Source organism: Curvibacter sp. GW821-FHT01G03 (genome assembly GCF_059422285.1).
Genome location: NZ_JBWKWP010000022.1, coordinates 71,974 through 86,828 on the forward strand (window position 1 = coordinate 71,974; position 14,855 = coordinate 86,828).

14 protein-coding genes are annotated in these 14,855 nt (G+C 61.2%); 13 read left to right on the top strand and 1 reads right to left on the bottom strand.

What is annotated here, in order from left to right; translation table 11 throughout:
* The first annotated feature begins 26 nt into the window (after positions 1-26).
* Positions 27-494: a PTS sugar transporter subunit IIA gene (locus tag AC07VS_RS25105; protein WP_492350658.1), complete on the top strand. Its 468-nt coding sequence runs from the start codon at positions 27-29 to the stop codon at positions 492-494.
* A gap of 22 nt (positions 495-516) precedes the next feature.
* Entirely contained in the window at positions 517-1,467 is a 951-nt protein-coding gene (gene hprK / locus AC07VS_RS25110) for an HPr(Ser) kinase/phosphatase (RefSeq protein WP_492350659.1), read from the top strand.
* Between the two features lie 46 nt (positions 1,468-1,513).
* Here the strand turns inward: hprK and fur are convergent, their stop codons facing one another.
* Positions 1,514-1,936, bottom strand: coding sequence for a ferric iron uptake transcriptional regulator (gene fur / locus AC07VS_RS25115; protein ID WP_494655697.1), 423 nt, complete (start codon positions 1,934-1,936; stop codon positions 1,514-1,516).
* An 85-nt stretch (positions 1,937-2,021) separates the two neighbouring features.
* Between fur and AC07VS_RS25120 the strand changes: the two genes are divergently transcribed.
* The 11 genes from AC07VS_RS25120 to gshB all read left to right on the top strand — a co-directional run bounded on the left by AC07VS_RS25120 (position 2,022) and on the right by gshB (position 14,849).
* Entirely contained in the window at positions 2,022-2,573 is a 552-nt protein-coding gene (locus tag AC07VS_RS25120) for an outer membrane protein assembly factor BamE (RefSeq protein WP_494655696.1), read from the top strand.
* Positions 2,574-2,629: 56 nt separating this feature from the next.
* Complete coding sequence (gene dapB / locus AC07VS_RS25125) at positions 2,630-3,442, top strand: 4-hydroxy-tetrahydrodipicolinate reductase (RefSeq protein WP_494655695.1); 813 nt, start codon at positions 2,630-2,632, stop codon at positions 3,440-3,442.
* 12 nt (positions 3,443-3,454) lie between these two features.
* Positions 3,455-4,105: a MotA/TolQ/ExbB proton channel family protein gene (locus AC07VS_RS25130; RefSeq protein WP_492350662.1), complete on the top strand. Its 651-nt coding sequence runs from the start codon at positions 3,455-3,457 to the stop codon at positions 4,103-4,105.
* A complete protein-coding gene (locus AC07VS_RS25135) occupies positions 4,102-4,566 on the top strand; it encodes an ExbD/TolR family protein (protein WP_494752331.1) in 465 nt (154 codons plus the stop codon). The genes AC07VS_RS25130 and AC07VS_RS25135 overlap by 4 nt, the downstream gene beginning before the upstream one ends.
* A gap of 78 nt (positions 4,567-4,644) precedes the next feature.
* Positions 4,645-7,323, top strand: a complete 2,679-nt coding sequence (gene leuS / locus AC07VS_RS25140; protein WP_492350664.1) for a leucine--tRNA ligase — start codon at positions 4,645-4,647, stop codon at positions 7,321-7,323.
* Between the two features lies 1 nt (position 7,324).
* The gene (locus AC07VS_RS25145) at positions 7,325-7,822 is read left to right on the top strand and encodes an LPS-assembly lipoprotein LptE (protein ID WP_019576987.1); all 498 of its coding nucleotides are present in this window, start codon (positions 7,325-7,327) and stop codon (positions 7,820-7,822) included.
* A gap of 12 nt (positions 7,823-7,834) precedes the next feature.
* The gene (holA, locus tag AC07VS_RS25150; protein WP_494752332.1) at positions 7,835-8,884 is read left to right on the top strand and encodes a DNA polymerase III subunit delta; all 1,050 of its coding nucleotides are present in this window, start codon (positions 7,835-7,837) and stop codon (positions 8,882-8,884) included.
* A 54-nt stretch (positions 8,885-8,938) separates the two neighbouring features.
* Positions 8,939-10,219, top strand: a complete 1,281-nt coding sequence (locus tag AC07VS_RS25155) for a glutamate-5-semialdehyde dehydrogenase (RefSeq protein WP_494752333.1) — start codon at positions 8,939-8,941, stop codon at positions 10,217-10,219.
* Between the two features lie 114 nt (positions 10,220-10,333).
* Positions 10,334-11,629, top strand: a complete 1,296-nt coding sequence (gene gshA / locus AC07VS_RS25160) for a glutamate--cysteine ligase (protein WP_494655690.1) — start codon at positions 10,334-10,336, stop codon at positions 11,627-11,629.
* 168 nt (positions 11,630-11,797) lie between these two features.
* Positions 11,798-13,666: a potassium transporter Kup gene (locus tag AC07VS_RS25165; protein ID WP_494655689.1), complete on the top strand. Its 1,869-nt coding sequence runs from the start codon at positions 11,798-11,800 to the stop codon at positions 13,664-13,666.
* A 217-nt stretch (positions 13,667-13,883) separates the two neighbouring features.
* Complete coding sequence (gshB, locus tag AC07VS_RS25170) at positions 13,884-14,849, top strand: glutathione synthase (RefSeq protein ID WP_494655688.1); 966 nt, start codon at positions 13,884-13,886, stop codon at positions 14,847-14,849.
* The last annotated feature ends 6 nt before the right edge of the window (positions 14,850-14,855 follow it).

The following is a 14,855-nucleotide window of genomic DNA, read 5'->3' on the forward strand; positions in this document are numbered from 1 at the left end:
CGGTGCATAATCCGCCCTAACTCACCATGAACCGTCTCGCGTCCATCCTCCCCGCTGCTCAAGTGCTTGTGTGCGTCGACGCCACCAGCAAGAAGCGTGCATTTGAAGAAGCCGGCCTGTTGTTCGAGAGCCTTCACGGCCTCAGCCGTGCATTGATCACCGACAGCCTGTTTGCACGCGAACGCCTGGGCTCCACTGGGCTGGGGCACGGCGTGGCCATTCCGCATGGGCGCATCAAGGGGCTCAAGTTCCCGATGGCCGCGGTGTTCCAGTTGGCCAACCCAATCGGTTTTGATGCCCCCGATGAGCAGCCCGTGGGCCTGTTGATCTTCCTGCTGGTGCCCGAGGCAGCGACTCAGAAACACCTGGAAATCCTGTCTGAGATTGCCGAGTTGCTCAGCGATGCCCCTTTGCGTGAACGGATCAAGGCCTGCACCGATGCGACCGAGCTGCACCAGATGATTGCCACCTGGCAATCCACCCAGCCGGCCTGATGGCTTTGAGGCAGTCTCTGTCGTGAAACCCAATGTCGTCAGCGCGGATGTCCTCTTCGAGGAATTCCGCTCCATTCTCAAATGGGAATGGGTGGCCGGCCTGGGGGCTTCGGAGCGCCGCTTTGATGAGGTGGTGGTCCGGGCCGCCCGATCGGGTGCCGATCTCGTGGGCTACCTCAATTACATCCATCCTTACCGGGTGCAGATTCTGGGTGAGCGGGAGATCGCTTACCTGACCAATGCTACCCCGGAGGATTGTGCTCGCCGCATTTCCCGTATCGTGACCCTGGAGCCGCCGGTGCTGGTGCTGGCCGACGGTCAGTCTGCACCCGATGCCTTGCTGTCGATGTGCGAGCGTGCACAGATCCCGATGTTTGCCACCCAGGAGTCATCGGCATTTGTGATCGACGTGCTGCGGGCCTATTTGTCCAAGCATTTTGCAGATCGCACCTCCATGCACGGGGTGTTCATGGACATCCTGGGGCTCGGGGTGATGATCACGGGTGAGTCCGGCCTGGGCAAGAGCGAGCTGGGTTTGGAGCTGATCTCGCGGGGCAACGGTCTGGTGGCCGATGATGCTGTGGATCTCTATCGCATCAATCAGACCACCATCGAAGGGCGTTGTCCGGAACTGCTGCAGAACCTGCTGGAGGTGCGGGGCATCGGCCTGCTCGACATCCGCGGAATCTTTGGCGAGACCGCGGTGCGGCGCAAGATGCGGCTCAAGCTCATCGTGCATCTGGTCCGCAAGGAAACCCTGGAGCGCGACTACGAGCGCCTGCCCTACGAGCCCCTGACCCAGGACGTGCTGGGCGTACCGGTGCGCAAAGTGGTGATCCAAGTGGTGGCCGGTCGCAACATCGCGGTCTTGGTGGAAGCCGCCGTGCGCAACACGATTCTCCAGTTGCGCGGCATCGACACCTATCAGGAGTTTGTCGAGCGGCACCGCCGAGCCATGGAGCAAGAGGGCTGATCCAATTCAGGCCCGCTAGGGTCTCGGCCGGATTCGGGTCTGGCGTTCAGCGTTTGTCGCTGGCGCAGCTGGCGCAAAGGCCGTACAGCGACATGGCGTGGTCCTGCAGCAGCCAGTGTTTGGCTTTGGCCACCATTTGCTGACGTCGTTCGATCTCGGCGTCATAGAACTCCTCGACCTTGCCACAGCTGGTGCAGACCAGGTGATCGTGGTGCTGACCTTCGTTGAGTTCGTAGACCGCCTTGCCACTTTCAAAATGACTTCGGCTCAGAATGCCGGCCTGCTCAAACTGGGTGAGCACCCGGTAGACGGTGGCCAGCCCGATGTCCGATTGCTCTTGCAACAAAACGCGAAACACGTCCTCGGCCGTCATGTGACGTTGGCGCCCTTTCTGGAACAGCTCCAGGATCTTGAGGCGGGGCAGCGTGGCTTTGAGCCCGGTATTTTTCAGTTCTTCGATATTGGCCATGCAAGGGTCCTTCCGCCAGCGTACCAACCCGCTCTGACAGGCCCAGCCGCTACAATGGGCCGATCATATCGCTACCTCCCGACCCATGTCTGCTTATTCCCCTCGAAGCGCCCGGCTGAGTTTGTCGCTGGCACTGTGTGCCGGTGTCGTGGCCTGTGGTTCGTTCGACGGCGCTGGCAGCCGCATCGCCACGGCCGTCACGCCTTATCGGATCGAGATTGTCCAGGGCAATTTCGTGTCCAAGGAGCAGGTTGCCGCCTTGCAGCCGGGCATGACCCGGCAGCAGGTCAAGGAGGTGCTGGGCACCCCACTGGTCGTCAGCGTGTTCCATTCTGATCGCTGGGACTATGTGTTCACCTTGCGTCGCCAGGGGGTGGAGCCGCAATCGCGTCGTCTCAGCGTCTATTTCAAGGGTGATGCGCTTGATCGCTTCGAAGGCGATGAAATGCCCAGCGAAGCCGAGTTTGTGGCCACTCTGGACTCGCGTACCAAATCCAAGAAGATTCCATCTCTGGAAGCCACTGACGAGCAACTGAGCAAGTTTCCCGTGCCCAAACGCAGTGTCAGCGCCAGCACCCAGGTGGACGATTCACCTTTGCCGGCCAGCTATCCGCCACTCGAGCCTACCCGTCGCTGATGCGGTCGCGGGCACTGCCCGGGGTTCTTTTTTTCGACAGACAGGATATTGAGAAGATGAGTGCTGCTTTGCACAAGATCGCCATTGCTGGCGCTTCGGGCCGCATGGGCCGCATGTTGCTGGAGGCGGTTCAGGCTGCCGATGACTGTGTTCTGGCGGGCGCGCTGGACGTGCCGACGAGCCCGGCTCTGGGCACTGATGCGACGGCTTATCTGGGGCAGGGCAGTGGTATCCACATCACCTCGGATTTGCGCGCGGGCTTGCAGGGTGCGCAGGTGCTGATCGACTTCACCCGTCCTGAAGGCACGCTGGCCCATCTGAAGGTCTGTCGTGAACTCGGGGTCAAGGCCGTCATCGGGACAACGGGCTTCTCTGATTCCCAGAAGGCCGAGATCGCAGAGATCTCCCGCGACATCGCCATCATGATGGCCCCCAACATGAGCGTGGGCGTGAACGTCACGCTCAAGCTGCTGCAGATGGCCGCCAAGGCCCTGTCGACGGGCTACGACATCGAGATCATCGAGGCTCACCATCGCCACAAGGTGGATGCCCCGTCGGGCACCGCCCTCAAGATGGGCGAAGTGATCGCCGATGCCCTGGGCCGAGATCTCAAGGATTGCGCGGTCTATGCCCGTGAAGGCGTGACCGGTGAGCGCGATCCGTCCTCGATCGGGTTTGCGACCGTGCGTGGTGGCGACATCGTCGGCGACCACACGGTGCTGTTTGCCGGCATCGGAGAGCGCATCGAGGTGACGCACAAGTCGTCCAGCCGTTCGACCTATGCCCAGGGCAGCTTGCGGGCGGTGCGCTTCCTGGCGTCCCAGCAGGCCGGCCTGTTCGACATGTTCGATGTGCTGGGCCTGAACTGATCGGCCCCGCCCATGGGCAGCCTGCAATTGCTTGGTGATGGCGACCTGCTCACGCGCGGCGTGGCGGTCCTGCTGTTGCTGATGTCGGTGGCCAGCTGGGTGGTGATTCTCCGCAAGGCCTGGGTCTTGTGGCGCGCCCGGGGCGATGTGCCCCGAGCCACTGCTGTGTTCTGGCAGGCTCAAGGCATGGACCAGGCCTTGGCCCATCTGGCGGCGCTGGACCGTGATCGCGCCTTGCTGCCCTTGGTGGAGGCGGCGACCTCCCTGAGCCCCGCGGGCTCGCTGGCGGGCGCGGGCTCGCGTGAGCAGCAACTCACCCGCCACCTTCGTGATGCCTTGCATGGGGTTCTGCGTCGCTTGCAGTGGGGGCAGGTGCTGCTGGCCACAGTGGCGTCCACCGCGCCTTTTGTGGGTTTGCTGGGCACCGTGTGGGGCATTTTCCATGCCTTGACTGCGTTGGCCGGCGTTCGCACCCTGACCCTTGATCAGGTCGCCGGCCCGGTGGGCGAGGCCCTGGTGATGACGGCTGCCGGGCTGGGGGTGGCGATACCAGCGCTGCTGGCCTACAACGTGATGGGCCGCCTGATTGCGGCCATCGAAGCCGATCTGGAAGGCTTTGCCCGCGATCTGCGTGAATTGTTGCTTGAGAAGGCGCTGCCGTGAGCTTCGGTCGCCTTGAGCGGGTGGAGACCTCTCGCCCCCTGAGTGACATCAACGTCACCCCCCTGGTGGATGTGATGCTGGTGTTGGTGGTGATTCTGATCCTGACAGCGCCCTTGTTGGCCAGCAGCCTGCGCCTCGATCTGCCCCACTCCGAGGCGGCCCAGCCGGTGCAGAGCCACCGCTCGGTGTCGCTGGCCTTGGATACCGGCGGGCAGATCTACCTCAACGAGGCCCCCTTGACCGATTTGGCTGCTGCACAGCGGCTTCATGAGTTGGCCCAGGAAGACCCGCAGATCGAGGTGCAGTTGCGGGCCGATGCCCGCGTGCCGTATGGTCGGGTGGTCGAGCTGCTGGGCCTGGCCCAAAACGCCGGCTTGAGTCGCATTGGCTTTGTGGCGGATCCGCGGCCACCATCCCTGAGCGGGCCTGCGTTGCCCGGCGGCCCGGGCCTGGTCCGCTAGCGCCTAAAATCCACCCATCGCAAGCCGCTGGGCTTGCTCCTCCAACCGGCGGCAACCGTGGTCGCCACAGAGTATTCCATGCAAGAAAAGTACAACCACATTGAGGTCGAGCGCGCTGCGCATGGCCATTGGACTGCCCGCGACGCCTACCGCGTGACCGAACAGGCCGGCAAGAAAAAGTTCTATGCCTGCTCCATGCTGCCTTACCCCAGCGGCAAACTGCACATGGGCCATGTGCGCAACTACACCATCAACGACATGTTGACGCGCTACCTGCGCATGAACGGCTACAACGTGCTGATGCCCATGGGCTGGGATGCCTTCGGCCTGCCAGCCGAGAATGCCGCCTTGAAGAACGGCGTTCCGCCGGCGCAGTGGACCTACGACAACATCGCCTACATGAAGAAGCAGATGCAGGCGATGGGCTTGGCCATCGACTGGAGCCGAGAGGTGGCCACCTGCGATCCGAGCTACTACAAGTGGAACCAGTGGCTGTTCCTGAAGATGCTCGAAAAGGGCATTGCCTATCGCAAGACCCAGACGGTGAACTGGGACCCGGTGGACCAGACCGTGTTGGCCAACGAGCAGGTGATCGATGGCCGTGGCTGGCGCACCGGCGCCCTGGTGGAAAAGCGTGAAATCCCTGGCTACTACCTCAAGATCACCGACTACGCTGCCGAGTTGCTCGACCAGGTGCAGAACCACCTGCCGGGCTGGCCCGAACGTGTGCGTCTGATGCAGGAAAACTGGATCGGCAAGAGCGAGGGGGTTCGTTTTGCCTTCCCGCATGACATCCGCGGTGATGACGGCCAGTTGATCGGTGACGGCAAGCTGTATGTCTTCACCACCCGGGCCGACACCATCATGGGCGTGACCTTTTGCGCCGTGGCCCCCGAGCACCCCTTGGCGCAGCATGCTGCGCGTGGCGATGCGGCGCTGCAGGCCTTCATTGAAGAATGCAAGTCGGGCGGCACCACCGAAGCCGAGTTGGCGACACAGGAAAAGAAGGGCTTGCCCACGGGCCTGAGCGTGATCCATCCCTTGACCGGCGAATCGGTGGCCGTTTGGGTCGGCAACTATGTGCTCATGAGCTACGGCGACGGCGCGGTGATGGGGGTGCCTGCCCACGATGAGCGCGATTTTGCGTTTGCTCTCAAGTACCAGTTGCCGATCCGTCAGGTGGTGCAGGTTGAGGGTGAGGTGTACGACAGCACCCAATGGCACGACTGGTATGGTGACAAGCAGCGCGGCATGATGATCAATTCGGGCCCGTATGACGGCCTGAAGTTTGCCGATTGCGTGAATGCCGTGGCTTCGGCCCTGGCCGACAAGAGCCTGGGCGAGAAGAAGACCACCTGGCGCCTGCGCGATTGGGGTGTGAGCCGCCAACGCTACTGGGGCACGCCGATCCCGATCATCCACTGCCCCGAACATGGCCCGGTGCCGGTGCCCGAAAAAGACCTGCCCGTGGTGCTGCCGCAGGACTGCATCCCCGATGGGTCGGGCAATCCGCTGCACAAGCATGAAGGCTTCCATGCCGGTGTGACTTGCCCGGTTTGCGGCCAGCCGGCGCGCCGTGAAACCGACACCATGGACACCTTTGTGGACTCGTCGTGGTACTTCATGCGCTACTGCGATCCGAAGAACAGCGAGGCCATGGTGGCCGAAGGCGCCAATTACTGGATGCCGATGGACCAGTACATCGGCGGCATCGAGCACGCCATCCTGCACTTGCTGTACGCCCGTTTCTGGACCAAGGTGATGCGCGACCTGGGCCTGGTGAAGGTGGACGAGCCCTTCACCAAGCTGCTGACGCAGGGCATGGTGCTCAACCACATCTATTCGCGTCGCACCGAAAAGGGGGGCAAGGAGTATTTCTGGCCCCACGACGTGGAGCATGTGCTCGACGAAGGCGGCAAGATCGTCGGCGCCAAACTCAAGAATGCCGTGGGCGACCTGCCCGTGGGCACCTCCATCGACTACGAGGGGGTGGGCACCATGAGCAAGAGCAAGAACAACGGTGTGGATCCGCAGGATCTGATCGAGCGCTATGGCGCCGACACCGCACGGCTGTACACCATGTTCACGGCGCCGCCCGAAGCCACCCTGGAGTGGAACGATGCTGCCGTGGAGGGCAGTTACCGCTTCCTGCGCCGCGTCTGGAATTTTGGCAGCAAGCTGCTGGCGATCAATGTCGAGGCCGCCAATGCCAGCACCGCCCAGGCCAGCTCGCTGGGTGAGGTGGTGTTCGGCAAAGAGGCCAAGGCGCTGCGCCTGGAGGTGCACACCGTGCTCAAGCAGGTGGACTACGACTACCAGCGCATGCAGTACAACACCGTGGTGTCGGGCGCCATGAAGATGCTCAATGCCTTGGAAGATTTCAAGGCCATGGACTGCCCGGGTGCCCAGGTGGCCCTGATCGAAGGCTTCGGCATCCTGCTGCGTTGCATCTACCCCGCCACTCCCCATGTGGCGCACAGCCTCTGGACCGAGCTGGGTTATGCCGGCTCGCTGGGTGATTTGCTCGACGCCGCCTGGCCCCAGGTGGACGAGGCGGCTCTGCAGCAAGACGAAATCGAACTGATGCTGCAGATCAACGGCAAACTGCGCGGCTCCATCCTCGTGCCGGCCACAGCAGACAAGGCGGCCATCGAAGGCATCGCCTTGGCCAGCGAGGTGTTTGTCAAGTTGGCCAACGGCGCGGCCCCCAAGAAGGTGGTGGTGGTGCCAGGTCGTCTCGTCAACCTGGTGGTCTGACGTGCTGCGCCGCACCGCCCTGATCTGGCCTGTGGGCCTGTTGCTGACTGGTTGCGGCTTTCAGCTGCGCCGGGCGCCCGACTTCGTCTTCGAGCGCGTGTTCATCAATGGCCAGCCCAACTCACCACTGTCTGAAGAGCTGCGCCGAAACCTGGAGTCGCTGGACAAACTTCAGGTGATCCGGGATGCCCGGCAGATGGAGACGGCGCAGGTGATCATTGACCTGTTGTCGGACCAGCGCGAGAAAGTGGTGGTGGCCTTGAACGCCTCGGGTCAGGTGCGGCAGTTTCAACTGCGGGTGCGAGTGCGGTTCAAGCTGCGCACCTTGCAGGGCAAGGAGCTGATTGCCCCGACCGAAATCCTGCAACAACGCGACATCAACTACAGCGAAACCCTGGCCCTGGCCAAGGAAACCGAAGAAGCCTTGCTTTACAAGAGCATGCAGACCGACGTGGTGCAGCAGCTCATGCGACGCCTGGCGGCGGTGCGCGAGCTTTGAAGGCAGGGTTTCATGCAACTGGCTTTCGCGCAACTGCAGAACCACCTGGCCAAAGGTCTTCGCTCGCTCTACATCCTGCATGGTGACGAGCCCTTGCAGCAGCAGGAAGCGGCTGATGCGATCCGGGCTGCTGCACGTGCGCAGGGCTATACCGAGCGCAGCAGCTACACCGTGGCAGGGGCCCACTTCGACTGGAGTGAGGTCCTGGCGGCAGGCGGCTCGCTGAGTCTGTTTGCCGAGCGGCAGATCGTGGAGGTGCGCATCCCTTCCGGCAAGCCGGGCAAAGAGGGCAGCCCTGCGATCCAACAACTCGCGCAGGCGGCTGCAGGCAACGACAGCACGCTCACGATTTTCATCCTGCCGCGCCTGGACAAGGCGACACGGACGGGGGCATGGTTCACGGCGCTCGAGCAGCAAGGCGTCACCATCGCTCTGGAGCCCGTCGAGCGCCAGGCCTTGCCGGCGTGGATTGCCCAGCGCCTGCAACAGCAGAGTCAGCGCGTGGCGGCAGGCGAAGAGGGGCAGCGCACCTTGCAGTTCTTTGCTGACCGGGTGGAAGGCAATTTGTTGGCGGCACACCAGGAGATCCAGAAGCTGGCCTTGCTGTATCCCGCAGGCGAATTGACGGCGGCCCAGGTGGAGAGCGCGGTGTTGAACGTGGCGCGGTATGACGTGTTCAAGTTGTCCGAATCGGTGCTGTCTGGCCGTGCCGGGCGGGTGCAGCGGATGCTGGATGGTTTGCGTGCCGAAGGCGAGGCCGAGGTGCTGGTGCATTACACGCTGGCCGAGGACATTCGTGCCCTCAAGCGGGTCAAAGATGCCGTGGTGGCCGGGCGTCCGTTGCCCATGGCCTTGCGGGAGCAACGGGTGTGGGGCCCGCGCGAGCGTCTCTTTGAGCGGGTGATCCCGCGTCTGGCCTCGCATGAGCTGGCCGAACTGTTGCAGGCCGCACATCGGGTGGATGGCATTGTCAAAGGCTTGAAACGCCCGGACTGGCCTACCGACAACTGGCAGGCCTTGCAGCGCCTGGCCATGATGGTCTGCTCGCTCTGTCGTCCTTGACACCCGCCTTTGACGGGCTCGGCCTGCCGCAGTGCTTTGCGGCAAAATGGGGTCATGAATGCCCTGAATGTTGCCGAATACACCCAGACCCTCGGTTTGCAGGCCAAGGTGGCCTCTGCCAGCATGGCGCGTGCCTCGTCTGCCACCAAGAACAAGGCCTTGAAGGCCCTGGCTCGACTGCTGCGTGAAAACACCGCCGCGCTGGCGCTCGACAATGCACGCGACTTGGAGCGGGCCACCGCCGCAGGCCTGTCGGCTCCGATGGTGGACCGCCTGAAGTTGACCCCCAAGGTGCTGGACACCTGTGCCGAAGGTTGCGAGCAGTTGGCAGCCATGCCCGACATCATTGGTGAGGTCCTGGGCATGAAGCAGCAGCCCAGTGGCATCCGTGTGGGGCAAATGCGGGTGCCGATCGGTGTGTTTGGCATGATCTTCGAGAGCCGGCCCAACGTGACCATCGAAGCTGCCAGCCTGTCCATCAAGAGTGGCAATGCCTGCATCTTACGCGGAGGCTCTGAGGCCATCGAATCCAACAAGGCGCTGGCGCGCCTGGTAGAGCAGGCACTGGCGGAGGCCGGCTTGCCCACGCATGCCGTGCAACTGGTGCAAACCACCGACCGCGAGGCGGTGGGGCAATTGATTGCCATGCCCGAGTACGTGGACGTGATCATTCCACGTGGCGGCAAGGGCTTGATCGAGCGCATCAGCCGCGAGGCCAAGGTGCCCGTCATCAAGCACCTGGACGGCAATTGCCACACGTATGTGGACGATCCTTGCGATCTTGACCTGGCCATCAAGGTGACCGACAACGCCAAGACCCAGAAGTACAGCCCTTGCAATGCGAGCGAAAGCCTGCTGGTGGCCCGCAGTATCGCGCCGGCTTTTCTGCCGCGCATCGGGACCGTGTTTGCACAGAAGGGGGTCGAGATGCGTTGCGATGCAGAAGCCCTGGCGATGCTGGCCGCTGTGCCCGGCGCTCACCTGGTCGAGGCCTCTGAGCAGGATTGGTCGGAGGAGTACCTGGCACCCATCATCAGCGTGAAGGTGGTGGCCGGCGTGGATGAAGCCATTGCTCACATCAATCGTTACTCCTCGCACCACACCGAAGCCATCCTGACGCGTGACCATGTGCATGCCCAGCAGTTTTTGCGTGAGGTGGATTCGGCCAGTGTGATGGTCAATACCAGCACCCGTTTTGCCGATGGCTTTGAATATGGTCTCGGCGCCGAAATCGGCATCAGCACGGACAAGTTCCATGCCCGTGGCCCGGTGGGCATCGAGGGCCTGACCTCGCTGAAATGGATTGTGTTGGGTGAAGGCGAGATCCGCACCTGATTCGCTTGTCCGGCTGTTGTTTGGCTGGATGGGGGCTTGCAAAGCTCTGACACAGCCCCATATCGTTCCAGTTCTGCCTTTCTTCAGTTTCTACACCTCCGCACAAGGGCCCGCATGGTTCCGCATCTCATCACGGCGCTGACAGGCCCGATCAATGAACTCGAGCAGCGCATCCTCGACTCGACGCCAGCCATTGAGCGCTGGTTTCGTCTGGAGTGGATGGAGCACACGCCACCGTTCTACACCTCGGTGGACATCCGCAACGCAGGTTTCAAGCTGGCGCCGGTGGATACCAATCTGTACCCGGGGGGCTGGAACAACCTGACTCCTGAGATGTTGCCGCTGGCGGTGCAGGCGGCCATGGCGGCGATCGAGAAGATCTGCCCCGAGGCCAAGAACCTGTTGGTGATCCCGGAGAACCACACCCGCAACACGTTCTACCTGAGCAATGTGGTGCAGCTTCAGCGCATCTTCCACATGGCCGGGCTGAACGTCCGTGTCGGCTCGATCAGTTCGGAGATCAAGGACACCACGGTGATCGACTTGCCCGGTGGGGAGCAGGTCACCTTGGAGCCGGTGATCCGAAGTCAGCATCGTCTGGGCCTGAAGGACTTCGACCCCTGCACCATTTTGCTGAACAACGACTTGTCGGCCGGTGCTCCGGGCATCCTGGAGGACCTGCACGAGCAGTACCTGTTGCCGCCTTTGCACGCGGGCTGGTCGGTACGTCGCAAGAGCAATCATTTCCAGAGTTACGAAGACATCAGCAAGCGCTTTGGAAAGATGCTGGGCATCGACCCCTGGTTGATCAACCCGATGTTTGCCAAGTGTGGCGACGTCGATTTCTCGGCTGATCAGGGCATCGAATGCCTGCGCAGCAACGTGGATGCCTTGCTGTCCAAGGTCAAGCGCAAGTACAAGGAATACGGCATCAACGAGAAGCCTTTTGTGGTGGTCAAGGCGGACAACGGTACCTATGGCATGGGCATCATGACCGTGCGTGACGTGAAAGACCTGGATGCGCTGAACCGCAAGACCAAGAACAAGATGAACATGATCAAAGACGGCCAGACCGTCAATGAAGTGATCATTCAGGAAGGTGTGCTGACCAACGAACGCGTGAACGACAGCGTAGCCGAACCCGTGGTCTACATGATGGATCGCTATGTGGTCGGTGGTTTCTACCGCATTCATGCCGACCGGGGTGTGGATGAGAACCTCAATGCGCCCGGGGCCAGTTTTGTTCCCCTGGCATTCGAGCACAGTACCCACCTGCCGCAACCCGGTATGAAGCCGGGTGCGAGTGCCCCAAATCGCTTCTATATGTATGGCGTTGTTGCCCGTTTGGCCATGCTGGCCAGCAGCTATGAGCTGGAGGCCACAGATCCGAATGCCGAGGTCTATGCCTGATTTCCAGTGCCGCCGCAACTGGCGCTGGTCGAAAGTTGTTGCGCTGCAACAGAGCTGCTGCTGCCCTGCGGATTAGGGGGGCTTGCCCGCTTGCGCGATTGAGCCTGCAGAGCACAATAGCGGTCCCTCAGGCAACAGGCCTCGCCCCTTGTGGGTGGGGCGTTTTTTGTGTCAGCTTCTAAATCCTCTCTCGCGGCGCTCACGCTTGGCGCTATTGGTGTCGTTTACGGCGATATCGGAACCAGCTGTCTTTACGCGTTCAAGGAGGTGTTTATCAGTGGGCATGTGCCCATCACACCAGATAACGTGTTGGGCGTGCTGTCGCTGTTTTTCTGGACCCTGACGGTTGTGGTGTCCATCAAGTATGTGGCGCTGATCATGCGGGCAGACAACCACGGCGAGGGGGGCTTGATGGCCTTGCTGGCCCTGGCCTCTTTGTCGGTGAAGGATCGTCCGAAAGCCAGGCATCTTTTGGTGATGGCCGGTGTCTTCGGTGTGGCCCTGTTCTTTGGCGACGGGATCATCACGCCGGCCATCTCGGTGTTGTCTGCTGTCGAGGGCTTGGAGATTCTCACGCCGGCTGCCAAGCCCTATGTGGTGCCCATTTCTCTCGCTGTTTTGGTGCTGTTGTTTCTGGTCCAGCGGCGTGGCACGGGCGATATCGGCAAGTTCTTCGGACCGATCACCGTGGTCTGGTTCTTTTCGATTGCCGCCATGGGGGTGCCAGCCATTGTTCAAAACCCCTCCGTGCTCAAGGCCATCTGGCCCGGCTACGCGATTCATTTTGCGATCGAGCATTACGGGCTGGCGTTCATCACCCTGGGGGCGGTTTTCCTTTGTACGACTGGTGCCGAGGCTTTGTATGCCGACATGGGTCACTTCGGCAAGAAGCCGATCCAGATTGCTTGGTTTGGTCTGGTCATGCCGTCGTTGATGCTCAACTACTTTGGCCAGGGTGCTCTGGTCCTGCGGGATCCATCGGCCGCGGAGAATCCGTTCTTCCTTCTGGCACCTGAATGGGCCCTGCTGCCCATCGTTGCCCTGGCCACGATGGCCACGGTGATCGCGTCTCAGGCCCTGATCTCGGGGGCGTTTTCTGCCACCAAGCAGACCATTCAGCTGGGCTTTCTGCCTCGCCTCTCCGTGCTTCACACCTCGATCAAGGACACCGGACAGATTTACATCCCTGCGATCAACTGGATGTTGCTGGCTGGGGTGATTCTGGCCGTGACACTCTTCGGATCCTCGTCAGCTCTGGCGGCTGCCTATGGCATCTCTGTCAGTCTGGTGATGTGCATCACGACCATCCTGACCTTCTACGTGATCCGTTATGGCTGGGGTTATCCGCTGCCGCTTTGCATCGCGTCCACGGGCTTCTTCTTCACGGTCGACATCGGCTTCGTGGCCTCAAACTCACTCAAGATTTTGCAAGGTGGCTGGTTCCCTCTGGCATTTGCGTTGGTTCTATACCTCGTGATGACCACTTGGAAGGAAGGCCGCCGACTGATGAGTGCTGCGTTGCGGGCGGATTCTCTGGATCTGCGTTCTTTTCTGGAGTCTGTCTTTGTCAGCCCACCCGTGCGGGTGGAAGGTACGGCCGTGTTTTTGACGTCGGATGTCGGGACTGTGCCGAATGCCTTGCTGCACAACCTGAAGCACAACAAGGTCTTGCACCAACACAACCTCTTTGTCACGGTTCGCAACCACGAGGTGCCATGGATCGGGCTGGACAAGCGGGTCGAGATCGAACCCTTGGGACACGATTGTTGGCAGGTGGTGATCAATTACGGGTTCAAGAACGACCCGGATGTACCCAAGGCGTTGGCGCAGATCCGGTCGCGTGGCTGTGTTTTCGAAGCCATGGCGACCAGCTATTTCCTGTCGCGGGACACCGTCATTCCAACCATCGGCAGTGGCATGGCGGCATGGCGTGAGAAATTGTTTGCACAGATGCACCGAAACGCCAGCGCTGCGGCCGACTTCCTCAATTTGCCCAACAACTCGGTCGTTGAGTTGGGCAGCAAGATCGAAATCTGACGCGCGCATCAGCGTACCCTGCAGAATTTTTGCGGCACTGCCACAATCCACGCAATGGTGGCGTGCCGCACAGCGCAGGTTCTTCTCTGGATTTGACGACGGGGGCCGCCGACAAAGTGGCCGGGATTGAATCAAACTGATGTTCTTTCCCGGCATGTCGTCATGGACGTCGTCGCGAGCCCTGGCTTTCTTGCGCTCGGCATTTCAGGAACCCAAAGTGAACATTCTTTTCGTTGCAGACCCCTTGGAGAGCTTCAAGATCTACAAGGACACAACTTTCGTGATGATGCGGGAGTTGCAGCGCCGTGGGCATGTGATCTCCGCTTGCGAGCCTGGCGACATCAGCTGGCGCAGTGGTGGGGTGGTCACTGCCAAGGTCCGGCAGATCGTGCTGACCGGGCAGTCCGAGGCCTGGTTCAATGCCCAGCCACCGGAAAATCATGCGCTGCGAGACTTTGATGCTGTGTTGATGCGCAAGGATCCTCCGTTTGATTCCGAGTATTTCTATGCAACTCACTTGTTGGAGCAGGCGGAGCGCGAGGGCGCCTGTGTTCTCAACAAGCCGGCGGCGTTGAGAGATCACCCAGAGAAGCTGGCCATCATGGAGTTTCCTCAGTTGATCGGCCCAACGCTTGTCACGCGTGATGCCACTGAGATTCGGCGCTTTCATGCCGAACATGGCGATGTGATCCTCAAGCCCTTGGATGGCATGGGCGGCATGGGGATCTTTAGAGTTGGACATGATGGGCTGAACCTTGGCAGCATCATTGAGACATTGAATCAAGATGGCGCTGTTTCTGTGATGGTCCAGCGGTATCTGCCCGAGATTGCGGACGGCGACAAACGCGTGCTCATCATTGGGGGGCAGCCTGTCCCCTATTGCCTTGCGCGCATACCCCAAGGCGGTGAAGTGCGGGGTAATCTTGCCGCCGGTGGCAAGGGGGTCGCGCGCCCTCTGTCGGCACGTGATCGGGAAATTGCTGAATTCCTCGGCCCGATTCTCTTGGCTCGTGGCCTGCTGCTGGTCGGCGTGGATGTGATCGGCTCTTGTGTTACCGAAATCAATGTGACAAGCCCAACTTGCTTCCAAGAAATTGCAGATCAAACAGGTTGCGACGTGGCTTCACTCTATGCGGATGCTGTCTTGCAATGGATTGAGAACCATCCCAAGAAAGTGCATTGACCCATT

What these genes read in the sequence shown, in the direction of transcription:
- AC07VS_RS25120 (WP_494655696.1), top strand. Translation starts at nt 2,022, where the DNA reads ATGTCTGCTTATTCCCCTCGAAGCGCCCGGCTGAGTTTGTCGCTGGCA.
- AC07VS_RS25155 (WP_494752333.1), top strand. Translation starts at nt 8,939, where the DNA reads ATGAATGCCCTGAATGTTGCCGAATACACCCAGACCCTCGGTTTGCAG.
- gshA (WP_494655690.1), top strand. Translation starts at nt 10,334, where the DNA reads ATGGTTCCGCATCTCATCACGGCGCTGACAGGCCCGATCAATGAACTC.
- fur (WP_494655697.1), bottom strand. Translation starts at nt 1,936, where the DNA reads ATGGCCAATATCGAAGAACTGAAAAATACCGGGCTCAAAGCCACGCTG.
- dapB (WP_494655695.1), top strand. Translation starts at nt 2,630, where the DNA reads ATGAGTGCTGCTTTGCACAAGATCGCCATTGCTGGCGCTTCGGGCCGC.
- holA (WP_494752332.1), top strand. Translation starts at nt 7,835, where the DNA reads ATGCAACTGGCTTTCGCGCAACTGCAGAACCACCTGGCCAAAGGTCTT.
- AC07VS_RS25105 (WP_492350658.1), top strand. Translation starts at nt 27, where the DNA reads ATGAACCGTCTCGCGTCCATCCTCCCCGCTGCTCAAGTGCTTGTGTGC.
- AC07VS_RS25130 (WP_492350662.1), top strand. Translation starts at nt 3,455, where the DNA reads ATGGGCAGCCTGCAATTGCTTGGTGATGGCGACCTGCTCACGCGCGGC.
- leuS (WP_492350664.1), top strand. Translation starts at nt 4,645, where the DNA reads ATGCAAGAAAAGTACAACCACATTGAGGTCGAGCGCGCTGCGCATGGC.